Here is a 21,217-nt window from a genome sequence, read left to right as displayed (position 1 = left end):
GTCCGCGCGATGACGCGCTACGCAAAACTCAGACGTCGGACCCTATTTTGCCAAGGCGGCACTCACCGGAGGCGTACGAGCATGCGAAAGCTCCGGCCGTCGTGGGTGCGGTCGGTTACGAAATCATAGGCGCAGACGTGGTTCGGCCAACTCGGGCGCAGACGCACGCACGAGCCGTCGTTCAGCCACAGCCGGCCACGCTTGGGCTGCTTCTTGGGTACCTTCAGCCCCTCGCGGCGCCAGATCCGCTCGACCCGCTTGTGGTTCACCCGCCAGCCCGCCTGACGCAGCAAGGCGGTGATGCGCCGGTAGCCGTAGCGGCCATACTGACCGGCCAGCCGCAAGATGGCGGCGGTGAGCGCATCCTCGTCGGCCGGAACAACGGATACATGACGCTGGGTCGAGCGTGCCTGGCCAAGCACCCGGCAGGCCCGGCGTTCGGAGACGCCAAGGGTCTGCTGGACCTGCCCGACGCAGGCGCGGCGCCGCTCGGGGCTCAGAAGTTTCCCCGCGCCGCCTCCTGCAGGATCAGCTTGTCCAGCGTGAGGTCGGCCACCGCCTTGCGCAGGCGCTGGTTCTCGCGTTCCAGTTCCTTGAGCCGCTTGGCCTGATCCAGCTTCAGGCCGCCGAACTCGGCGCGCCAGCGGTAGTAAGTCTGCTCCGAGATAGCGTGCTCGCGGCAGGTCTCCGCGACCGTGCGCCCTTGCGCTACCGCCACCTCGATGGCGCGCAGCATGCTGATGATCTGCTCGGGGGTATGCCGCTTTCGACGGGCCATTCCTTCCTCCTGTTTTGCCCATCCCTCAAATAGGGGCTGGAGCGGGTTCAGGGGGGCAGGTCAGATGCCGACGTTCTTAATTGCTGAGGATGGGGTGGGCGGAGGTCATGCTGAACGGTCTAGGTGTCTCAAGATCAAGGGATAGACGGCGGTCGCGGCCTCCTTGCCGAAGATGCAGTCGATATGCCCGTACCCGTCGATGACATGCCGTTCGTACCATTCATGGCCGTTGGCTGCGGTCAGTCGCTCCATCGTGCGTTGCGTGCCGGTAGGCGCGAAGCAGTGGTTCAACGAACCGTGCAGAAAGGTGATGGGCAGCTTCAGCCTTCGGATATTCGGCAGGTACCGTTCCTCGCCGTGGGCATCGACCACATGACCGGCACGGGCAATGCGTCCCAGGTGCACGAAGGCGTCTATGTTGGCGACACCGAACATCTCCGGCAATGCGTCAAAGGTCGCTTGATTGAGGCGGTCAAGCTGATAGAGCTGGCCGTAAAGCGCGGTGATCCGCCGGCTGGTCAGGCTGTGGCTACGGTCTTCCGGGCGGAATGGATAGACCAATCCTATGGTCCGGTCGACCATGCGGCCCATCCAGCCGCGGGTGGTTGACGCGCGGGCGTCGAGCACACGCACGCCGACGAGGCGCATCAGGTCGGCCGCACGCATGTGGGCTAGCAGCCTCTGCGGGAACCACGGCACATCGGCATCGGCGGCGATCTGTGAGGCCACTGCGGAACGAACGCCGCACAGCCCATTCAGCATCGCCATGAAGAATGTCATCGAACCGAAGCAGTGCGCGACCATCTGCACGCTCGCAGCCCCGGTCAGGGCAAGAACCCTCTGCACAGCCGCCTCGAAGTCGTGCGTGGCAACGGTATCAGCGGTGAAGCCCTCTTCGCAGTAGGGAAGGGCGACACTCGCACGGTAGTCGAGAAGCCAGCAATCGTAGCCGGCGGCGAACAGATATTCGAGGAGGTTGGTGTCGATGGTATCGACGGTGAATATCAAGCTGGACACCCCCAGTCCATGGGTCAGGATGACCGGCCCCTTGGTGCCGCCCTTGTACTGGGTGAGCAGCAACTTCTTTCCGTCCCGCGTCTCTGCCACATGGACTTCGGGCGCGCAGGCCCGCAAGCCGCGGCGCTTCCGGACAGCGTTGGAATCATAAGCGGTGGCGCCGGCAAATACCCCGCCGAAGGTTGTGAATAGCTGTCCGGCGAAGAAGTGGCCAAAGCGGGCCAGCACCCGCAAGCCCGCTTCCGGCGTCGGAGCGTTTGTCGTGCGCATGGTGCGCAGCTGCTTGAGAAAGTCCGCAACCGCAAGTCGCAATACCCCACGGGCTATTATCTCACCATCGTCGCCGGTACGCAGCGTCACGTACAGCGTTGTCGTGTCGGGCCACAGATCGAAGCCGCGGTCGTCATGGACGATTTTCTCCCCCTCGAGACGATACCGGCTGCCGTCGACGGCGACCAGCGGCATGCTGTAAGTCATGAGCTTTGATTCGACCCGCCCGGGATCGGGGCAGAACAGGTTGAAGCGGCCGTTGGTGACGGTTAGGGGCTGCGACGAGAGTGCGGGTGCTAATACCTCGCCAATGAGTGTGGCGCTGTGCTCGGGATCGTCGATAAAGCGTGCGACGTCGTCGACCACGATCGTTGCTATGAAAGAGAGGGCGCCGGTGCTCCCGGACGGAGTGTCTCGTCCCTGCCGGGCGGCCTCCTCGAAATCGACGGCCAACGGTGGCCCAACCCACCCCGCCATGCGTTCGGTGAAGTGCAGGCCGACCGGACCGGCGGCCGGTTCGCTCCCAGTTACCGGCGGGTTCGGCGCATCGTCGAAGCGCCACCCCTCGCGCCCGGCCAGCAGCGCCATCGCCCGCTCGGCGAAGGCCGTTATGGTCAGCAGCGGGTTGATCCCCAGCGAGCGCGGCATGACCGAACCGTCGCACACAAGCAAGGTTTCGTAGACGGCGGTGTCGGCTCCTCGGAACACCCGGCAGGCATGATCCACGGCCCCGTCGGTTCCCGTCTCGCCCATTGGACAGCCGCCCAACGGGTGAACGGTGACCAGTTCATGATGGAGAAGCGGCGTCCAGAGCGGGTTGGGGATGAAGGTTCCACCGGTCGCTTCGGCCACTGCTCGCAGCCGCTCGGCGATATTTCCAAACGCACGGCGTTTGCCGACGCCGGGCCAGTCCACGCGCAGCCGGTCGTCGCGCAACGCGAGGCGACCATCGGCCCCGTCGTGCGCCATCACGAGCAGGGTCTGCGTGTGATTGATTGCGCCATGGTACGGGCCGCGCAGCAGGCTCTCCACTTCCCGCACCTTCTCCTGTATGTCGTCGGCCAACCCGTCATCGGTGTCGTCGCCGACCAGGGCCGCCGCTCCGGTGAAGGCCGCGGCGAGGAGCGGCCCGAGTGCGCCGGGAAGTGCCCCCTCCTCGATGACCATGCCGTCGTCTAGCGCGGTGTCCCGTAGGTCAATTACGCCGGTGATGGTCGGGCCCGGCGCCCGCCTTGACGACGTCCCGGGTCGGTATGTGGCGGCCTCCGTTCCCAACCCGACCCCCTCAATCGATGCGTTGTTGTTGTAGGAGAACGCGAGGACATCGCCGTTGCCGGAGAACCGCGTGCCGACGGCCGCGGAAACGGGCAGGCCCTTTTCTTTCGAGCGCAGCAGGATTTCCGTGCTGCCGAGGGTGCCGGCGGCCAGCACCACGATGCGCGCTTCCACGGCAGGGTCTTCCGCGTCAGCGAAGACGTTCTGCCCGACGCCCAGGCGGTGAAAATGGACACGCCATGCATCGTGCCCGGGTGTCCGTTCCAGCCAACGGACTCCCACTTCGCAGAAGATCTCAGCCCCATGCGCCTTGGCGTCGGGCAGATAGTTCATCAGCACGGTATTCTTGGCGCCCACGTTACAACCGGAACAGCAGTCGCCGCACAGGGTGCATCCTTTCTGGAAGACGCCGGCGTGATTAACGCGATCGGAGAAGCCGACCGCGATGGGAGGGCAGTTGGCCAGGTGGCCGAGCGACACTCCGGCTGTACGCAAGGCATCCAGCTTCTTCAGATGGACATGCTCGGGGTAGGGCACCGGCTCCAGCATGCGCCGAGCACGAGTGTAGGCCTCAACAAGTCCGCCGCCGACGTCCTGCCGCAGCGCCAGTGGGAAGCGGGGGTCGTCGAAGACCCGGGGGTCCGGGGGAAGCGCGACATTCGCGTTGATCAGCGACGTCCCGCCCAGACCACATCCCACGACCACGTGCACGTCGTCGTTAAGCCGCATGTCGAACAGCGCCGTAGGCCGCCCGATGCCGCCGGCGCCGGTGTCGATCTGGGCCTCTGCTTGCGCCTTGAGCAGGGTGTCGGGGTAGTCGCCGGGCTGCAACTCCCGGCCGCGTTCGAGCACCGCAACGCTCTGTCCGGCCCGCGCCAAACGGCTCGCCGCCACCGCGCCGCCATACCCGGAGCCGACGATTACCACATCGTAGAACGGGCGAATCGCCGTGTTCGGACGTGACAAGCGGTCCATAGCCTCTCCTCTCCATATCCGTATCGGCTGCGGATCAGCGGCCCTCGATCGTAACGGTATCAATCAGCGTCACCGATGGCGAAATGGGGCCGTCCTCGGGACGGCCGCTGCTGCGCGGCACGCGCTCGACGCCCAGGGCGTACACCGAGAGTGTGCCATCCCTAGCGATCCGAAGACGCAGCAGGTTCTTGTAGTCCGGGCAACGCAAGGCTGAGAAAGCCTCGTTCCAGTGCAGGTGCAGGCCGTTCAGCATAGCGATAAGGTAGATCCCCATGGTCGTGGCGGCGCTCAGACCGCCGGCGCCTCCGCCCAACAGGATCACGAGGAGGGAGGCGAGCGGCGAGCCCGCCTTCACGCCGAATAAGACTGCCAAGCCCTGCGAGATGAGGACGAGGGCGGCGACCGCCAGCACGAATTGTCCGGCAAAATGGGCGCCGCCGTACAGCACCCTCCACGGCCATTGCTGCTTCCCCGCGATGCGCTCTCCGGGATCGGAAAGCGACGGGTCGCTTGCTCTCTCGACATCGACGAAAGCGGTGTATGCGGCCGCCATAGTCAGGACCAGCACAATGCCGAGAGGGCTTTCGGCGAGGAATGAGACGGTTCGCGACACGCCTTCGGTCAGTGCCGTTCCGCCCAGCGATTCCACGAGCCCGGTGTTGGCGGTTACCCGGCTCGTCGCATCGAGGATCCAGATCAACGCGGCATAGACGCTGGCTACCGCGGCTGTGAAGCCGGCGTTGGTGGCGGCAAAAGCGAGATTGCGCCACGTGAGCCTGCGCGACGTCTTGGGGTCGGGAAAGCTCCCGATCAGATCGAACCGGCGCGTCCGGCGGTTCTTGGATCCGGGCTCCACGAATGAGATCCCATGCGGCAGGTGGTGCGTCGGATGAAGGAAGGCACCGCCGCCACCGGCGGTGATGTAGTGGCGCGTGCGCTCGGCATGGCTTGTCCGTTCCACGATGTGGCCCAGATAGTGGTTGTAATTGTGCATATCGCCGGATAGCACGAGCGCCAACTCATGCCCGTGATGCTCGATGATGTATTCGACGTAGGCGAGATTGCTGAACTTTCCCCGATCACAGTGCGCATAGATCCAATCGGGTTGCGCCGTGCACAGGACAACACGGCTTCCGGCTTCCATCCAGTGTGTCGCCACATGCTGGAAATAATCGATCTGTGGCTGGTCTACGTAGCTGTTGAGTTGGATGTCGAAAGCCCAGACCCACCATTTGCCGGGAAGCTTGAGGACAAAATAACTCCGATTCTGTTGCGTCTGCCAGAGCCCGATGCGCCGCCCATCGCGGCTACCGCCCCAGTTTCCGCTTGGGCGCCGTCGGCAGAATAGGCCCAGGAAGGACGACAGCCCGTCGTACCAATCATGGTTACCAGGAATAGCGTACAAGTGGGGGCGCTCTTCCTGTTCCTCGGAGTCCTTCACGTCGGGCAACGCCGCCGCGAAGGGCCTGACCAGACGCTCCCGGTAGGAATCGCGCGAGGGGGTGGGGTAGACCTCGTCACCGCCGAGGATCAGGAAACGCCCCCGCGGCAATCGCCGACCGTCCAAGTCGATCACGCTCGCGCCGAGGAGCGACGCAATGGCAAACGTCGAGTCCCAGCCGTCACCGGTGTCAGCTGCATAGTCGAACCAAAAATCATTATTGGTGTCGCTGTAGTCGAAGGCCGGATCAAGACCACCCGGCAAGATGGGTCGGCTAATCGCCTGTACCTCGCGTGCGTCGCTGTATTCTCCGAATATCGTAGATATCACGAGCCGCACGGCTGTGGCCGCCATCCGGCGAGGGGCGTACCAATAATTCATATCTGGCTTGGCGCTGTTTCGAGGCATGCCCCCTCCGTTGCTCAATGCTGCCACAAGCGCGTTGCGCTAATAATCAGCTATTAAACAATTCGGTGGCGGAATTTTCGCATATTCAGCTCAGGATGTCGAGTTTATGGAGACTCGAAGCGCGATGAATACACCGGTATTTTTTCCTGTCGGTAAGTGTCTAGACCTCGATGCCCCTGGGAACTCAAGTTGGGACGGAAGAATGGTCACAGCTGTCGAACAATTGGTTGAGGTCGGACGAAGGGCGATCCCTCTGAAGCGCCGCAAATCTCACCGCCGGCCCTCCTGGCACCGATTGCAGCACCGTGCTCGGGCCGCTAAGGACGCTTCGCGTCCGCTACCCCGCAGACTCCTAACCAAGCCAGCGCCTGCGCGCCGGTAATTTTTGTTCACCACATTAAATTCCTGCAAGTACCGTAACTATACGCGTCAGCGTGCCAATGAGTTGCGTTGCAACCTCCGCTGCGTTGATGATTCTCTTCACCCCGTCGGATAGGTCAGCAAGCTTCTTCTTGGCGGACCGTATTTCCTCTGTGAGGCCGGGATAGGCCTTTCCGCTGTTTTTGAGCTCCGCTGCATCGATCCTCATGCGCTCGGCTCGGAGATCGTCAATCAGCTGTAGTAAGGCCGTTTGTTCTGCACCTTTGGCGCTGTCCTCAGCCTTCTCACAAACGGTAATGAAATTACTGATAGCTTCTCTCGCCTCCCGGTATGTCGCCATTTCAGATATCCTCCTGTTCGTGATGGCTTAGGCTGGCGTGAACTCGGCCTATTCCTGACCTCAGCAGTAAATCGACAACTACTTTGCGCGAAAAGTATTGACCGCTTCGCGAAGATCTTCGGCTCTATCCAAGAACAGGTTAACCTGACTAAGTGTCGTTTCTACACTTGGCGTCCGGAGAGCCTCGTGAGCCTCAAGCATTTCGTCGAGGGCTGGGACGAGGGAAGTCAGCAGCATGTCCGCGTTGCCAAGGGCTTGGATCCGACCCTGGCTCTCCCGGATCTCATCATGCAAACGTGGTTTTCCAATGCTTTTGACGTCTTGTGCAAAGGTACCGATTAAGATCGTCTCCTGACCAACCAGTCGTTTCGTCGCGTCGTTCATGAGTGCCCGGAAGCCGCCAGCACTGGGATCTCCCAGATCGGCCTTAAAAGCTTCGACCCCGGCCTTCAAGTTTTCGTGTGTGCTTGATACAATTTTCGGGATTTCGTGATTGAGTTTCGCATCGACAAGTATTGCCGCAATTGACGCGAACGCTGTAGCCGCGCTATTTACTTTCTCAGCCGGGAAGTTTGCGGCGTCTCCTCTGATTGCTACTCCGAGTGCTCCAAAGGCTTTGCCCGCTTCTTCGATCTTTACCTTGACCGATGTCGCTTGCTCTGGCGACGCCGCCGCTGCGAGAGCAGAAGCATAGTCTGAGAGAGCCACGAAGAATTCAAGCCGGGGCTTTAGCACATCGTTGGTTACAATCTCGTTTTTGGCTTCGAGTTCAACATGCGCATTGCCTGGCTTCGCGCTAAGGATGGCGTTGGCGTTCTTCGCATTGATAGTGGCAAGTTCACGCTTCTGAATCTCGAAGAGACCTTGTCTGGCCGAGGTGGAAGTGGTGTCGAGCGCAGCAGAATAGGTTGCGATCGCTTCTTGGGTCGGTCGTCCAGCACATGCAGCGACGGATGATGCAATGGATACTGCCAACGCAGCACGCCAAATAGACCAACACCCAGCAGACCTCATCGGGACCTTACGCATGGTTTCTTTCCCTTATTTCAGTGTGTAGATGTCGTCATGACAAGTCTGCCTCGCACCGGGATAGCGGGTCCGAGGTAGAATCTGCACGTGATTGGCCGGTTCCGCGGATTGAAAGCGGCTTAGAGGTGTTGCGTTCCGATAGGCAGCGGTGGGTATGGACACGAACATGCCGCATGCGGAGCTCCAGTTCCATATCTTCTGGGCGCTCACCCAATATGAAGTTGCCTTAACTTACGAAGCAATACAAGGCATGCTTGTATCTTCAGGTAGCGGAAATCAAAATAGCGGCCTACCTACGACTTTTGATTCTGAAAAGTTGGAGGCCGTAGTCGCAACCTTCAACGGTGATGCCAGCAAGGCTAAGGCCTGCCATACCATTGGCATCTCCCGGTGGTGGTGCTGGGCGAGAACCCGGCGCCGCCCTCCGCCAGCACGCTCTGCGCGTCAAGCTTGACGCGGTCCATATCCGGACAATATAATCCGGATATGGACTAGAGGAGGCCTTTGCCATGCCAACCCGTGCCCACCGCAGCACTGTCCCTATCGCCACAGGACCTGCTTTCCTCCTACCGGACCGTTTTGCCCCGGCCAAGCGGCGGCAACTCAGCGCGCCGGCCCTGCGGACCTTTTTGACCATCGCTGACCGCTGGGGCTGGGCGGAGGCCGAGCGCTTGCTGGTGCTGGGTTCGCCCGGGCGCTCAACTTACTTCGGCTGGGTCGCCAAGGCGCGCGACGGCCATGATCTGATCCTGCCGGTCGACGTGCTGCTGCGCATCTCCGCCGTCCTCGGCATCCACAAGGCGCTGATGATCCTGTTCGGCTCGGAGCCGGCTGGCCTGGACTGGCTGACCGGGCCGCACGATGGTCCGTCGTTCGGCGGTCAGCCGCCGATGGCGCTGGTCACCAACGGCACGATGGACGGTCCTATGCTGGTGCGGCGCTACCTCGATGCCGCACGGGGAGGCGTGTTCGGACCACCCGGTTCAATGGACGAGACGAGCACTCCTTACAGCGACGACGACATCGTGATCGTGTGACACCGTGACGACCTCGATTGCAATACCGCAACCGACGCACCGCCTGATCCCGTCGCGGTTCCCACCGATCCCGGCCTTTGACAGTGTTGCCCGGCCGGACGATCTGGAGGCTGTCATGGAGTTGGAGGGCTGGACTAACGACCGCCTCGTGCAAGAGCGAGTCGCCCGGCTTCCCCGCGACCAGTGGGTCTACGGCGTCCACAACGCCTCCGTGGTGATGGCCGCTTTCCTGCATGCCGCTTCCGCCGGCGGGCGTTTCAACAGCGGCGAACTTGGCGCATGGTACGGGGCATGGGCGCTGAAGACCGCCATCGCCGAGGTTGCCCATCACCTCCGGCGCGAGGCCGTCTACCGCCGGCTTACCGAAATGCGGCTGACCTACCGTCTCTACACCGCTCGTCTCGACGGCGAATTCCTCGATATCCGCGGCCAGAGCACGGCGTTGCCCGACCTTTACGCGGCCGGAGACTACCGTGCTTCTCAGGCCTTCGGAGAGGAGATGCGCCGGGCAGGGCAGGCCGCCGGCATCGTCTACGACAGCCTGCGCCACCGCGGAGGCACCAACACCGTCGCCTATCGGCCGCGCCTGATCCTGGAGGTGACCCAGGCGGATCATTACGAGATCACTGCGCCCATAGAGGGTACCGTGGTCGCACGTCGGCAGGTGGTTCGCTGATTGCCTGCCGACCCAGACAAGGAGCGGACCTGTGGATGAGATTGACCACGTCGCCGTAATCCCCACCGCACCGGGTCTGTGGCGCATGGCAGAAACCTACGCAGACGCCGCTGAAGTGCTGATCACTTCCGGCGAACCAAGTTCCCACCAATTCGACGAACCGGCACTGCATCTCATTGAGCAGTCAATCGAGCTTGCGCTGAAAGGCTTCCTGCGCGGGGCTGATTGGCCTCCCAAAAAGCTGGAGGCATTTGGCCACCGTCTTCGTAACCTTGCGGAGGCATGCAGGTCCTGTGGATTGGACGAGTCCTTCCTGGCAAGCCACGACACCATCCGCGTGGTTGACGCTTTCGTGGCGCTCGGCAAATCAGGCCATGGATTGCGCTACCCCTGTAACGAGGCCTGTGTGTGGATTGAACCCAGCGTCGCCCTGGCCGTCGCGCGCAGACTGTTGGCGATCATCAAGGATCGTTGCACCTTGGAGCGCCAAAAAGTCGCCTTCGGTCAGGTGAGCGACGCGTCCATTTAAGGAGGGGAGGGGATGACTGAGCGGATTGCGGGTGGACTGGACAGTGGCTGGCTGATTGCTGTCGGGATACGGGACCCGCACCGGGTTATTATTGCTGCTTCCCACCAGCATCTTGCTTGAGAGCCGTAGAGAACTGCCTGTTCGCTTCGTCAATACTACGCAGCACGTCACTGCTCAGTATCAGACGGCGACGGGTTGACCGCTCGAACTGCTGGATCGATGCCCCGTATTCGCTTGGCCGCCTCCAGGGCTGCGGGCAGTTGGTTGATAACTTGTTCATAGAGTGCAAGCACATCATTTTGCTCGTCCGCTGACATGCTATCGATGCTTTCCACGGCGAGTGATTTCTGACACTTTCCCAATAGCAAGAGGTCGATGACTGCCCGCAGGTCGTTTCGGCGATCCGCATCATGCATGACCTACTCCGCTGTACCGTTCCTTTAAAATATTCCATCTCGCGTCTGACAGAATTGATGGTACGTCAGCCTGCTGGATAACGGAAGTAACCTGGCATCTTGCCAAAGCACCTGATCGCAGAACATTCAAGTGGTTTGGTAACATACAAGGCCAGAAGCGTTCGGCGACGGACGGGGGCGAATCAGCCACGGCGACGGGCGGGCCACCTACCAGATCGCCAACGACGCGCTGCGGCAGGTCGGCAATTGCAAGGAGATATAACGATGAACTTCATGCCCATTACGCCGATTGCCGAGACGACGTACACCGTGACGCTAAGCAGGGCCGACTATGAGGCCTTGACCGAACTGGTCGTCGACGCCTCGGATCTGATCGATGCCAACGCGGTGAAGGTTTGTTTGACCTCCGGCGAGACGGAGACGTTCCCCTTCGAACTCGCCGAACGTCTCCTCGACGGCGACCACCCTATCACCGCCTTCCGAGAACATCGGGGTTTTACGACGCGCCGGCTGGCGGAAACGGTGGGTGTCCTGCCGTCGTGCCTGTTGGAAATCGAGAACGCCCGCGAGCCCGGCAGCCTCGATACGATGGCGAAGATCGCCTCTGCGCTGCATGTCCCACGAGACCTGCTGGTGGGCCTGTAACCGACCGTCCAGAGAGGTAGCGTCTTCCGACCATGGACTGTGCCGAGGAAATTGCGCATTGCGCAGTTGAGCCCTTTCGCGCGCTCTTCCGGAAAGGAGCCGAATATGTGTATGCGCGTCTCGGGCAACTGGTGCATCACGTTCACCTTCGATGAGGTTGATGTCACCGTCTTGGACTTGGAGGATTATCGCTGATGGCCGCGCTTGATCGAAACCGCCGCCCCACTGCGCCCGGGGTAGTCCTCAAAGCCCATTACATGGAGCCGCGCGCTATCAGCGTAACCGACCTGGCGGATGCGCTGGGTTTGAGCCGGAAGCACGTCAGCCAGATCGTGAACGGCCATAAGAGGGTCGAGCCGACCACGGCGGCTCGACTGGCGCTGGTGCTTGGTACCACACCACGCTTCTGGATGAACCTCCAAGCCGCCCTCGATGAATGGGACGCCTCGGTAGAAATCGGTGACTGGACGCCCAGTGTCACGTTCGCACCGCCGCAGCCGGCCAGTAACGATCAGCCACTCCGGCGACGTAGGGCCGTCTACCAAAGGCGGGAAGTCTAAGAGCAAACATTTTTGTCGGATATCTATCGCGCATGCTGTTCACACAGGAGCTTGAAGAGCAAACTTTCTTCACGCTAGCCATAGAGCGCTCTAGAAAATTCAATGATTTAGCGCGCAATTAGGAGCAAACATTTTTGTCGGCCTACAACAAAAATGGGATATCGCCGATCGGGCATGATTTGGCCGAAAATGAAACTTTGACGAAGCGATGAGGGATTGGGCATGCATCCGGCAGATTTTCCCACTTAACTTGAGCTTGGCCGTTCCCGTTCGCTGGAGATGCTGCGGATCAAGGTCAAATGCCGAACTTTTTTGATGCTTTGACTTGGTGTTTTCGCGACAGATAGGGCGAAGGGCACCCGTGTGGCGAATGACGGGGCGAATGGAACCGAGCATGCTGCTGGTCCTGGCGACGCAAGGACGGCGAACGCTTCGATGCCCACACCCATCCGGAGTGACGGGGGCGGAGTGAAAGGGACACCGCCATGTTGCGGCGCGCAAAAAACACATAAGCAAAATTATGGAAATTAAATGCGGGCGCCGGGAGGAGAAAATTTCGGAGGTCGCGGAATAATCCGGTTCGCCTCCGGTCCACCCCCGCAAGACCGCGGCGAGACAGATCGAAGAGTTCCTTATGCGACATTCCACAGTGGCAGCCATAGCCCTCGTCCTGATGGCCGGAATAGCGGCTTCGAGGCAGGCCGAAGCCCAAAGCGCCGACGCTGCTTCAATCGAGCCGCCCGCAACGGCAGCACTCGACGAGGAAGCCCCGTTCCTCGCGGAAAACACCGTCGCCATGGACAAAATGATGTCCGGCATGGCGGTCAAGCCAACGGGCGATGTCGACGCGGACTTCACCGCGATGATGATTCCCCATCATCAGGGCGCAATCGACATGGCGCTCGCCGAACTGCGCTATGGGAAGAACGAGCAGCTTCGGCGCATCGCCCAAGAGATCATCGTCGAGCAGCAGCAGGAGATCGCCGCCATGCGCATGGCGCTGGGGCAGCCGCTGCCGCCGTCCATGCCGGTGCCGACCCAGGTCCAGCCTCGATCACCGGACCTGAAGACCGCCCCCTCCCCAATGCAGACGCATATGCACATGCACACGAACAAGGATCAGTCCCGATGAAGATTCGTCTGCTTTCCACGCTGGCGATGATCGCCGGTTCCGTGCTTGCCGCGGATCTGCCCGCCTATGCCGGGCAAGCGCCGTACGCCGGCACCGCGCCGGATTTCCCGATCAGCCATCGTGATCGCGTCTACGCGGCCGAACAGTTCTCGAACACGGTTTCGGTCATCGATCCCGTCGACAACAAGGTCCTCGGCGTCATTCGCCTGGGCGATCCGCAGCCGGCGAACTTCAGTCCGCTCTACAAGGGGCAGGTCCTGGTCCATGGCATGGGCTTCTCGCCCGACCGCAAGACCATCGCGGTCGTGTCGATCGGCTCCAACTCGGTCACCTTCATCGACACGGCAACCAATTCGGTCAAGCACACCACCTATGTCGGACGCTCGCCTCACGAAGCGTTCTATACTCAGGACGGCAGCGAGGTCTGGGTCACCGTGCGCGGCGAGGATTATGTCGCCGTCCTCGATGCCAAGACCTTCGAAGAAAAGACCCGCATCAAGACGCCGAACGGCCCCGGCATGCAGATCTTCTCGCCGGACGGAAAATACGGCTACATCTGCTCGTCCTTCAACCCGGAGACGGACGTCGTCAGCGTGGCGGACCACCAGATCGTCGCCCGTGTCCCGCAGGCAAGCCCATTCTGCCCGAATATCGCCGCGACGCCGGACGGCCAACAGGTGTGGTTCACGCTGAAGGATGTCGGCAAGACCCAGGTCTTCAACGCCCAGCCGCCATTCAACGTGATCAAGACGCTCGACACCGGCCCGATCACCAACCACGTCAACTTCGCGCACAACGCCAATGGGATATTCGCCTACGTCACCGTCGGCGGCCTGAACGAAGTGAAGGTCTTTCGTACCGATACGTTCGAGCAGGTCGCAACCATCCCCGTTGGCAACCTGCCGCACGGCATCTGGCCGTCCGGCGACGGCAGCCGCATCTATGTCGGGCTGGAGAATGCGGACGGGATGGCAGCGATCGACACCCTGACGAACAAGGTGATCGCGACCGTGCCCATTGGTCAGGCACCGCAAGCGATCACCTATGTGCCCGACGCTGTGCCCGAGGGCCCCGGTACCGACAACCTGACACCGCTCGGAATCGCCGGGCAGGCGGCGCATCTTGATCTTGCGGTCTCGGCGAACGGGAAACCCGGTAAGGTCGTCACGACGGTGTCGTTGTTCGAACAGGGCCTGATCCAGGTTCTTCAGGCCTCCGTGACCGGCCTGGAGCCCAAGAAGCCCTATGTGCTGGCGTTGGCCGAGACCGGCGCCGGCCAAGGCGCATTGCATCCGCTCGCCGCGTTCATGACGAACCCGGCCGGTTCTGCGATCGTCAATGCGTCGGGGCCGATCCGGCAGATCGTGCAGAGCACCACGAAAGCCGAAAAGCGATATCTGGTTATCGCCGAGGGCACGGCGGCCCAGCCCGGCGCCGTCGTCCAAATCCAGGCGCGATAGCATCCGGCCCGCCCGCCGCGAAAGCAGCGGGCGGGCTGGCCCGAAGTCCAGCGCCACCCAAATCTCATAGTCTACAGTCGCACGATGTCCGATCATGATCGAACTTCTCGAACCCCTCATTCCGGCGCTTCGCCGATACGCGCGTTCGCTGCTTCGCGACCGCACGGCGGCCGACGATCTGGTTCAGGACTGCCTCGAACGCGCGATCGCCCATTGGAGTCAGCGTCGGGTCGGCGGCGACACCCGCAGCTGGGTCTTCACCATCCTCCATAACCTCGCGATGACGGAGTTGAAGCGCAGGGCTCCACGATCTTCGGACATCAGCGTCGAGTCCGCCGAAAACTGGCTCTCGACGCCTCCATCGCAGGAGGATGGCCTGCACCACCGCGCCTTGCTGCACGCGCTCGAAGCGCTTCCCGAGGATCAGCGCGCGGTCATTCTGCTTGTCAGCATCGAAGACCTTTCCTATGCGGATGCAGCCAAGGTTCTGGATGTTCCAATAGGGACCGTGATGTCACGCCTGTCACGTGCGCGCGAAAAGCTGCTGAAGAGCATCAAGGACATGCCGGCCGAACCCGCCGAACGACCCCATTTGCGGAGGGTGAAATGACCAGTCGCCCGATCACCGAGGACGATCTCAACGCCTTCGTCGACCAGCGTCTCGATCCCGCCCGGCTGGCCGAGGTGGCGGCCTATCTGGAGGCCCATCCCGACGTGGCGGAGCGTGTGAACGGGTACGTTGCACAACGCGGCGAACTCAGAGCCCTTCTCTTGCCGATCGCCGACGAACCGATCCCCGCGGCGCTCAACGTCCGGCACATCGCGGAACGTCACGGACGCCGATCCCGCCTGCCTTGGTGGGCGGCAGCGGCGGCGGCCGTCCTGTTGATCGGGTTGGGCGGCGCCGGCGGCTGGACGATGCGGGGGTGGTCCGGCCCGCCGCTGCAAGGCATCGCCTCGCTCGGTCAGGAGGCCGCGGACAATTATGCCGTCTACGGTCCCGACCATGTCCGTCCCGTCGAACTGCGTGCCGGCGCCGGCCCTGAACTGGCCGATTGGATCTCGACGCGCCTGGGACGGCAGATCGCAGCCCCCGACCTCCAAGCGTCGGGCTACCGCTTCATGGGCGGACGTGTCGTCGCAACCCCGCATGGGCCGGCGGCGCTCTTCATGTATGACAACGACCACGGCACGCGCCTCGTCATGCTCAGTCGCCCGATGGCGGTCGATCACGACATCCCGATGCAGCCCCTCAGCCAAAAGGCGGCCAGCGGCTTTTCATGGGCGGCCAAGGGCATGGGCTACAGTCTGGTGGGTCCCGCCGATGCGCAGTCACTTCTGCATCCGATCGCCGACGAGGTGCGGCGTCAGATCGGCAACGATGCGTGAACGCCGCCCGGCCTCGCGACCGGACGGCGTTCGGAACCCTCCCGACGAAGGCGCGTGAGGCTCAGGCGGCGTTCTCGCTCAGCACGCCGCGGCGGATCTGGTCGAGTTCGATGGATTCGAACAGGGCCTTGAAGTTGCCCTCGCCGAAGCCCTCGTTGCCGATGCGCTGGATGATCTCGAAGAAGATCGGGCCGATGACGTTCTGGGTGAAGATCTGCAGCAGCAGGCCCTGCCCTTCCGTCGGGGCGCCGTCGACCAGGATGCGGTTGGCCTGCAGGCGCTTCAGGTCCTGGTTGTGGCCGGGCACGCGGGCATCGACGCGCTCGTAATAGGTGTCGGGCGTGTCCTGGAACGGCGTGCCCATGCCGCGCATCGTCTCCACGGTGTGGACGATGTCGTTGGTGCCGAGCGCCACGTGCTGGATCCCCTCGCCCTTGTAGTCGCGCAGATATTCGACGATCTGCGACTTGTTGTCGGCGGACTCGTTGATCGGAATGCGGATCTTGCCGCAGGGGCTGGTCATCGCCTTCGAGCGCAGGCCGGTCAGCTTGCCCTCGATGTCGAAATAACGGATTTCGCGGAAGCCGAACAGGCGGGTGTAGAAATCGGCCCACTCCTCCATCCGCCCGGTGTGGACGTTGTGGGTGAGGTGGTCGATGTAGGTCAGGCCGGCGCCCTGCGGATGCTGGTCCACACCCGGCAGCGGCACGAAATCGACCTCATAGATGCTGCCCCGCTCGCCATAGCGGTCGACGAGGTAGATCAGCGAATCGCCGATGCCCTTGATGGCGGGGATGTTCAGTTCCATCGCGCCGACGCGGTTCTCGACACCCCAGGCGCCGAGGTCGACGGCCCGGCGATAGGCGAAGGCGGCGTCGGCGACGCGGAAGGCGATGGCGCAGATCGACGGGCCGTGCTGCGCGGCGAAGTTGCGCGGAAAGCCCGACGGCTCGGCATTGACGATGAAGTTCACGTCGCCCTGGCGGTAGAGCGTGACGTCCTTCGACCGGTGGCGGGCGATGGCGGTGAAGCCCAGCTGCTCGAACAGGCGGCCCAGCGCCACCGTGTCCGGCGCGGTGAATTCGATGAACTCGAATCCATCGGTCTTCATCGGGTTTTCCCACATGTCGGCCATGATCGCCTCTCCCTTGGTTCGTTCTGCGATCAGTATGCCGGACTGTCAGTGGAAATAGCTTTCAAAGTGGGGCTGGTACACCTATGATTTTGGCAAGCTTTCCCGCTATGCTCGGCCCTGTCGGAGAAATTTGCCGTTGCCCGCGACCCTTTCGGAAATCGACATCAGAATCCTGGTCGCCCTGCAGGAGGATTCCCGCCTGACCGTGCAGGAGTTGGCCGACCGCGTCGGCACCTCGCCGTCGTCCTGCTGGCGCCGTCTGAAGTCGCTGGAGGAGACCGGGGTGATCCGCCGCTACACCGCGCTGGTCGATCCCAAGGCGGCGTCGGTCGGCGAGTGCGTCTTCGCCCATGTGACGCTGGACCACCATTCGGCCGAGACCGCCGCCGTCTTCATCGACGCGGTGCGCAAGCGGCCGGAGGTGCTGGAATGCTATGCGGTGTCGGGGGATGCGGACTATCTGCTGCGGGTCGCGGTGCGGGCCATCGCCGACTACAACCGGTTCCTGGAGGAATTCGTCTTCCAACTGCCCTTCCAGGTCCGCATCCGCTCCAACTTCGCCCTGAAGGAAATCAAGTTCGAGACGGCTCTGCCGCTGGGGGGCGGGGCGTAGCTCCCCCCTGCATCCCTCCCCTATCCCGCCACGCGGCGCTTGGCCTGCACGGCGGCGGATGCTGCGGCCGGATGCGGGCCGGCGATGCGGTCGAGCAGCAGGTCCAGGCCAATGCGGCTGGTCTCGAAGGCCACCCGGGCACGGGTCAGCGTCTGCGCCGAGGCGGCGGCAAGCGCCTCGCGGTCGTCGGCCCAGGCCGCCAGGATCGGCAGCGCCGCCTTCACGAAGTCGGCGTCCCGCGGCACCAGCCCGTCGGCCGGAATGTCGGAGCCGATGCAGCCGCGCTCATAGGCCAGCACCGGCACGCCGGCGGCCATCGCTTCGAACAGCACCAGCGGCTGCGCCTCGTTGCGGTACTGGGTGGGGAAGACGAAGACGTCGATGTCGCGATAGAAGGCCTCCTTGGCCTCGCCATGGACCGGACCGTGATACTCGACTGCCCCGTCGAAGGCCATCAGCCCGGCGGCGACCATCGCATTGTCCCTCGGCTTCAGCCCCGGCCCGGCCAGCACCAGCTTGGCGTCCACCCCTTCCAGCTGAAGGGCGCGCAGCAGGGCGAACAGCGTGTCCAGCCCCTTCTCGCCGCACAGGTTCGACAGGTGGCCGATTCGCAGCGGGCCGTCGCGCCGCGGCCGCGGGGCTGCGTCGGGCGTGGAGAAGATGGCGTTCGACATGGTCATGCAGGTGCGCGCCGCCGGATAGATCGACTGGAAGCGCATCTGCATCGCCGGGCACAGCAGCACATGGGTGCAGCCGGCGCCGGCCACCCGGGTCAGCAGCCGCATCCGCCAGGTCGGTTTGCTGATGGTGGCGAAGGAGTGATGGTGCAGCACCCGCTCGTAGCCGAACAGCCTTGCGGTCCCGGCGAGCGCGGCGGTGTAGAGCGTGCCCCAGCCGGAATCCACCGGCATGTAGAAACGGCGGTCCGGCTTGCGCAGCCCGGCGGCGAGCCGGCCCATGGTGCCGAACACCCGCGTCATCTTGCGCAGATGGTAGGCGACGCCGCCGCCGTTCCAGCCGGGCGACAGGTCGGCGACCTCCACGCGGCCGCGCCCCCGCATGCGGTCCTGCAGACGCTCCAGCACCAGGGCCGTCACCCGGCTCATCCCGTCCACCGGAGGCGGCAGGCGCCCGGAGACGACCACATGGGTGCGCGCGTTCCGTTCCATCGTCAACTCCCGGTCAGTGCCGCTCCGGTCGACCGGCCATGCTGGCCACCCTCCGGATCGGCGGAATAGTCGGACACATAGTCCGTGTCCGCGCTGCGCTCCGCCCTGGGACCGCCCAGCGCCACCACGGCCTTCTCCACCGACTGGGCGAAGAAGCTGGCGTCGGCCAACGCCTGGAAGGGCCGCCCGTTCAGACTCAGACGGCGCCACTCGTCCTCGTCCCCCGCGACCGACAGCATGTAGCGCGCCAGCCCCTCGGGGTTGTCCGGCTCCACGATGTGGCCGTTCAACCCGCTGCGGATCAGAACGTCGCGCGCGCCGCACTGATCGGACAGGATGGTCGGCACCCCCATGGCCAAAGCCTCGTTCACCACCAGACCGAACTGCTCCTCCAGCGACGGCAGAAGCAGGCAGAGCGTCGATCCCAGCGTCTCGGCGATCCCCTTCTCCTGCAGGAAGCCGCGGAAGACGATCGACCCGTCCAGCCCGCGCCGCGCCACCTCGGCCCGCAACTCCGCCTCCAGCGGACCGGATCCGCAGAGGTGGAGCGGACGGGCGGCCGGACCGGCCAACTGCCGGTAAATGTCGTAGGCTTCGACCGCCCGGAACAAGTTCTTCTTCGGGACGAAACGCGCGATGATGGTGAAGTGGCGGTCGGCGAAGGGTACTCCCCCAGGGGCCGGCTCCATCCCGGACAGTCGTCGGATGCGGTCCAGCGACAGCGTGTCGTACCCGATATAGAGCCGGTCTTTCGGGAGTCCCAACAGTCGGAAGTAATCCACCGTGCGGTGACTTCCGCCGATCCCCGCCTGATAGGGGGAGTAGAAGACGCTCTTGACCATCTCGCGCCACAGGATGCGCGGCTTGTCGTCGTACTTGGAGGCGTTCATGTTGATGACCTTGCGCCCCATCAGCCGCATGGTCAGGGCGAGCGCGAAGACGTCCGGATCCTCGTAATGGCACAGGAAGACAAAGCGGGCGTCGACGCGCCGGCATTCGCGCAGCAGGGCGCGGTACACCGTGGCCGTGGAGAGGTCCGCCTTCGACTGGCCGGGAAACAGGGTGATCTTGCGGAAATTCTGCCCCGACCCGGTCGAATCCCAGGCGTAGGTGTGCGATTTCGACCCGACTTCCAGCCCGATCACGTCATAGACATGGCCCAGCCGGCGGCCGACAGCCTCCAGCCGGTCCATGTGGTAGGGGCCGAACATCTCCCAACTGAAGACCAGCGCGGGCTTCTTCATGCTGCCTCTCCCAACAGAAGGCGGGCGTAGCGGTCCAGCGCCACGGCGCGGGTGGCATTCGCCTCCACCCAGGCACGGCCGCGCCGGCCCATGGCGGTGGCGCGGGCGGGGTCCGACAGCAGGGCCGCCACCGCCTCGGCCATGGCGCGCGGTTCCTCCGGCGGGGTGCACAGGAAGGCGCCGACCTGCGCCTCCAGCGTGGCGAGCGCCGATCCGGGCAGGCAGGTGCTGACGAAGGGCCGGCCGGCGGCGAGGATGGTCACCGCCTTGCCGGGCATGGCGAAGGCCGCCCCTTCCGGCCGCTGGGGCACGAGATGGACGTCGCCCTCCGCCATCGCCTCGTTCAGCTGGTCCTTGGGCGCCAGCGGCTGGAAGATCACGTTGCCGAGCCCCATGGCGCGGGCGCGCGACTTAAGCTCCTCCTCCAGGCCGCCTTGCCCGCGCAGCTTGATGCGGGCCTGCGGCATCAGCTCCGCCAGATGTCCCGCCATGTCCAGCACCTGCTCCAGCCCCTGCTTGCGGGCGAAGGCGCCGCTGTAGAGCGCCGTCGGCGGCTGGTCGGGGCGCGGCAGCGGGTAGACCGCGTCGGCGTCGACGTGGGGCGGGATCACATGGATCGGCCGGATGACGCCCAGCTCCTCCAGCACGCCGCGCATCGGTTCCGACAGGACGACGATGGCGTCGGCGCGGTTCAGCGCCCGACGCTCCATGGCGCGGATCGCCTTGACCGCCGCCTTGCCGCCCATGCCCAGCGCGCCGGCAAGGCCGGACTGGATGTCGTGGACGATGGCGACGTGGCGCCCGCCCGGGGCCTTGAAACGGTCGGCGACACCCACCGACAGGATCGACGGGCAGAGCGACAGCACGGCGGCGTGCCGCCCGACCCGGCCGCGGACGCGTGCGGCGGCGAAGCCGGCATGCAGCACGCCCTCGTGGATCAACCGGGCCTTCATGCCGCCGCCGGCCGGCGGGATGGTGTGCAGCCGTTCGATCAGCACCCCGTCCACCGTCTTGCTGTCCTGCGACCCGTCGGCGTAACCGTCATAGACCTTGTTGCCGGGATAGTTGGGACGCGCGGTCAGCACCGTGGTCTCGGCCCCGGCCGCCGCGAAGGCGGTGGCGAGGTCGGTCATCATCGGCGCACTGCCGGCCGGTTCCGGCCAATAGCTCTGCGCCACGAGCAGCAGCTCTTCCGGCACGGGCACGTCCGCCAGGGAAAGCGCGCCCGCTGACGCCTTGGAAGCCGGCCGGTCCAAGACCGGCGGCCGCAGATGGATGGAATCGTCCGGCATCGGGCT

At 63.7% G+C, this 21,217-nt stretch carries 19 protein-coding genes and 1 pseudogene; 10 read left to right on the top strand and 10 right to left on the bottom strand.

Annotated features, from left to right (window positions below):
- Positions 1 to 77 precede the first annotated feature (77 nt).
- The 5 genes and pseudogenes from FZ938_RS25405 to FZ938_RS25385 form a co-directional block, all read right to left on the bottom strand.
- Positions 78 to 778: pseudogene (locus FZ938_RS25405) on the bottom strand (transposase); the annotation flags it as partial.
- 105 nt (positions 779 to 883) lie between these two features.
- On the bottom strand, positions 884 to 4,315 hold the full coding sequence (locus tag FZ938_RS25400; RefSeq protein ID WP_149201188.1) for an alpha/beta fold hydrolase: 3,432 nt from the start codon (positions 4,313 to 4,315) through the stop codon (positions 884 to 886).
- A gap of 34 nt (positions 4,316 to 4,349) precedes the next feature.
- Positions 4,350 to 6,164 (bottom strand): metallophosphoesterase, encoded by a 1,815-nt coding sequence (locus FZ938_RS25395; protein WP_149201187.1) that lies wholly within the window; start codon positions 6,162 to 6,164, stop codon positions 4,350 to 4,352.
- A gap of 397 nt (positions 6,165 to 6,561) precedes the next feature.
- Positions 6,562 to 6,885 (bottom strand): hypothetical protein, encoded by a 324-nt coding sequence (locus tag FZ938_RS25390; protein ID WP_149201186.1) that lies wholly within the window; start codon positions 6,883 to 6,885, stop codon positions 6,562 to 6,564.
- A gap of 78 nt (positions 6,886 to 6,963) precedes the next feature.
- Positions 6,964 to 7,914 carry a hypothetical protein gene (locus FZ938_RS25385; RefSeq protein WP_149201185.1) on the bottom strand — a complete coding sequence of 317 codons (951 nt, stop codon included), beginning with the start codon at positions 7,912 to 7,914 and terminating at the stop codon, positions 6,964 to 6,966.
- Positions 7,915 to 8,543: 629 nt separating this feature from the next.
- Between FZ938_RS25385 and FZ938_RS25380 the strand changes: the two genes are divergently transcribed.
- The 3 genes from FZ938_RS25380 (at position 8,544) to FZ938_RS25370 (ending at position 10,156) form a co-directional block, all read left to right on the top strand.
- The gene (locus FZ938_RS25380; RefSeq protein ID WP_211101161.1) at positions 8,544 to 8,951 is read left to right on the top strand and encodes an MbcA/ParS/Xre antitoxin family protein; all 408 of its coding nucleotides are present in this window, start codon (positions 8,544 to 8,546) and stop codon (positions 8,949 to 8,951) included.
- A 148-nt stretch (positions 8,952 to 9,099) separates the two neighbouring features.
- The gene (locus tag FZ938_RS25375) at positions 9,100 to 9,627 is read left to right on the top strand and encodes an RES family NAD+ phosphorylase (RefSeq protein ID WP_211101160.1); all 528 of its coding nucleotides are present in this window, start codon (positions 9,100 to 9,102) and stop codon (positions 9,625 to 9,627) included.
- 31 nt (positions 9,628 to 9,658) lie between these two features.
- Positions 9,659 to 10,156, top strand: coding sequence for a HEPN domain-containing protein (locus tag FZ938_RS25370; protein WP_149201183.1), 498 nt, complete (start codon positions 9,659 to 9,661; stop codon positions 10,154 to 10,156).
- Positions 10,157 to 10,323: 167 nt separating this feature from the next.
- Here the strand turns inward: FZ938_RS25370 and FZ938_RS25365 are convergent, their stop codons facing one another.
- A complete protein-coding gene (locus tag FZ938_RS25365) occupies positions 10,324 to 10,572 on the bottom strand; it encodes a hypothetical protein (RefSeq protein ID WP_149201182.1) in 249 nt (82 codons plus the stop codon).
- A gap of 264 nt (positions 10,573 to 10,836) precedes the next feature.
- Between FZ938_RS25365 and FZ938_RS25360 the strand changes: the two genes are divergently transcribed.
- The 6 genes from FZ938_RS25360 to FZ938_RS25335 all read left to right on the top strand — a co-directional run bounded on the left by FZ938_RS25360 (position 10,837) and on the right by FZ938_RS25335 (position 15,758).
- Positions 10,837 to 11,217: a helix-turn-helix domain-containing protein gene (locus FZ938_RS25360; RefSeq protein WP_149201181.1), complete on the top strand. Its 381-nt coding sequence runs from the start codon at positions 10,837 to 10,839 to the stop codon at positions 11,215 to 11,217.
- Positions 11,218 to 11,411: 194 nt separating this feature from the next.
- Entirely contained in the window at positions 11,412 to 11,777 is a 366-nt protein-coding gene (locus tag FZ938_RS25355; protein ID WP_149201180.1) for a HigA family addiction module antitoxin, read from the top strand.
- A 634-nt stretch (positions 11,778 to 12,411) separates the two neighbouring features.
- A complete protein-coding gene (locus tag FZ938_RS25350; RefSeq protein WP_246457302.1) occupies positions 12,412 to 12,909 on the top strand; it encodes a DUF305 domain-containing protein in 498 nt (165 codons plus the stop codon).
- Positions 12,906 to 14,369 carry a YncE family protein gene (locus FZ938_RS25345; protein ID WP_149201179.1) on the top strand — a complete coding sequence of 488 codons (1,464 nt, stop codon included), beginning with the start codon at positions 12,906 to 12,908 and terminating at the stop codon, positions 14,367 to 14,369. The genes FZ938_RS25350 and FZ938_RS25345 overlap by 4 nt, the downstream gene beginning before the upstream one ends.
- Before the next feature lie 94 nt (positions 14,370 to 14,463).
- Positions 14,464 to 14,979: a sigma-70 family RNA polymerase sigma factor gene (locus tag FZ938_RS25340; RefSeq protein ID WP_149201178.1), complete on the top strand. Its 516-nt coding sequence runs from the start codon at positions 14,464 to 14,466 to the stop codon at positions 14,977 to 14,979.
- Complete coding sequence (locus FZ938_RS25335) at positions 14,976 to 15,758, top strand: anti-sigma factor family protein (protein ID WP_149201177.1); 783 nt, start codon at positions 14,976 to 14,978, stop codon at positions 15,756 to 15,758. The genes FZ938_RS25340 and FZ938_RS25335 overlap by 4 nt, the downstream gene beginning before the upstream one ends.
- 61 nt (positions 15,759 to 15,819) lie before the next feature.
- On the opposite strand, the gene hppD is transcribed toward FZ938_RS25335, so the two are convergent.
- The gene (gene hppD, locus FZ938_RS25330; protein WP_149201176.1) at positions 15,820 to 16,893 is read right to left on the bottom strand and encodes a 4-hydroxyphenylpyruvate dioxygenase; all 1,074 of its coding nucleotides are present in this window, start codon (positions 16,891 to 16,893) and stop codon (positions 15,820 to 15,822) included.
- Positions 16,894 to 17,029: 136 nt separating this feature from the next.
- Here hppD and FZ938_RS25325 point away from each other — a divergent pair, with 136 nt between their 5' ends.
- Positions 17,030 to 17,506: an Lrp/AsnC family transcriptional regulator gene (locus tag FZ938_RS25325; RefSeq protein WP_149201175.1), complete on the top strand. Its 477-nt coding sequence runs from the start codon at positions 17,030 to 17,032 to the stop codon at positions 17,504 to 17,506.
- Positions 17,507 to 17,526: 20 nt separating this feature from the next.
- On the opposite strand, the gene FZ938_RS25320 is transcribed toward FZ938_RS25325, so the two are convergent.
- Genes FZ938_RS25320 through FZ938_RS25310 form a run of 3 tightly spaced genes read right to left on the bottom strand, consistent with a single transcriptional unit; the run spans position 17,527 to position 21,211 of the window.
- On the bottom strand, positions 17,527 to 18,675 hold the full coding sequence (locus tag FZ938_RS25320) for a glycosyltransferase family 4 protein (protein ID WP_149201174.1): 1,149 nt from the start codon (positions 18,673 to 18,675) through the stop codon (positions 17,527 to 17,529).
- 2 nt (positions 18,676 to 18,677) lie between these two features.
- Positions 18,678 to 19,919, bottom strand: a complete 1,242-nt coding sequence (locus tag FZ938_RS25315) for a glycosyltransferase family 4 protein (protein WP_149201173.1) — start codon at positions 19,917 to 19,919, stop codon at positions 18,678 to 18,680.
- Complete coding sequence (locus tag FZ938_RS25310; protein WP_149201172.1) at positions 19,916 to 21,211, bottom strand: glycosyltransferase family 4 protein; 1,296 nt, start codon at positions 21,209 to 21,211, stop codon at positions 19,916 to 19,918. The genes FZ938_RS25315 and FZ938_RS25310 overlap by 4 nt, the downstream gene beginning before the upstream one ends.
- Positions 21,212 to 21,217 lie beyond the last annotated feature (6 nt).

This window comes from Azospirillum oryzae, assembly GCF_008364795.1.
In the GTDB taxonomy this organism is placed as follows: Bacteria; Pseudomonadota; Alphaproteobacteria; order Azospirillales; family Azospirillaceae; genus Azospirillum; species Azospirillum oryzae.
The sequence above is the reverse complement of the archived record's forward strand: the minus strand, read 5'-3'. Positions and strand labels throughout refer to the sequence as shown.

Excerpts from the sequence above, each read along its gene's own strand:
- FZ938_RS25400 (WP_149201188.1), bottom strand. The coding sequence starts at position 4,315 with ATGGACCGCTTGTCACGTCCGAACACGGCGATTCGCCCGTTCTACGAT.
- FZ938_RS25395 (WP_149201187.1), bottom strand. The coding sequence starts at position 6,164 with ATGCCTCGAAACAGCGCCAAGCCAGATATGAATTATTGGTACGCCCCT.
- FZ938_RS25390 (WP_149201186.1), bottom strand. The coding sequence starts at position 6,885 with ATGGCGACATACCGGGAGGCGAGAGAAGCTATCAGTAATTTCATTACC.
- FZ938_RS25385 (WP_149201185.1), bottom strand. The coding sequence starts at position 7,914 with ATGCGTAAGGTCCCGATGAGGTCTGCTGGGTGTTGGTCTATTTGGCGT.
- FZ938_RS25365 (WP_149201182.1), bottom strand. The coding sequence starts at position 10,572 with ATGCATGATGCGGATCGCCGAAACGACCTGCGGGCAGTCATCGACCTC.
- FZ938_RS25360 (WP_149201181.1), top strand. The coding sequence starts at position 10,837 with ATGAACTTCATGCCCATTACGCCGATTGCCGAGACGACGTACACCGTG.
- FZ938_RS25355 (WP_149201180.1), top strand. The coding sequence starts at position 11,412 with ATGGCCGCGCTTGATCGAAACCGCCGCCCCACTGCGCCCGGGGTAGTC.
- FZ938_RS25350 (WP_246457302.1), top strand. The coding sequence starts at position 12,412 with ATGCGACATTCCACAGTGGCAGCCATAGCCCTCGTCCTGATGGCCGGA.
- FZ938_RS25345 (WP_149201179.1), top strand. The coding sequence starts at position 12,906 with ATGAAGATTCGTCTGCTTTCCACGCTGGCGATGATCGCCGGTTCCGTG.
- FZ938_RS25340 (WP_149201178.1), top strand. The coding sequence starts at position 14,464 with ATGATCGAACTTCTCGAACCCCTCATTCCGGCGCTTCGCCGATACGCG.
- FZ938_RS25335 (WP_149201177.1), top strand. The coding sequence starts at position 14,976 with ATGACCAGTCGCCCGATCACCGAGGACGATCTCAACGCCTTCGTCGAC.
- hppD (WP_149201176.1), bottom strand. The coding sequence starts at position 16,893 with ATGGCCGACATGTGGGAAAACCCGATGAAGACCGATGGATTCGAGTTC.
- FZ938_RS25320 (WP_149201174.1), bottom strand. The coding sequence starts at position 18,675 with ATGGAACGGAACGCGCGCACCCATGTGGTCGTCTCCGGGCGCCTGCCG.
- FZ938_RS25315 (WP_149201173.1), bottom strand. The coding sequence starts at position 19,919 with ATGAAGAAGCCCGCGCTGGTCTTCAGTTGGGAGATGTTCGGCCCCTAC.
- FZ938_RS25310 (WP_149201172.1), bottom strand. The coding sequence starts at position 21,211 with ATGCCGGACGATTCCATCCATCTGCGGCCGCCGGTCTTGGACCGGCCG.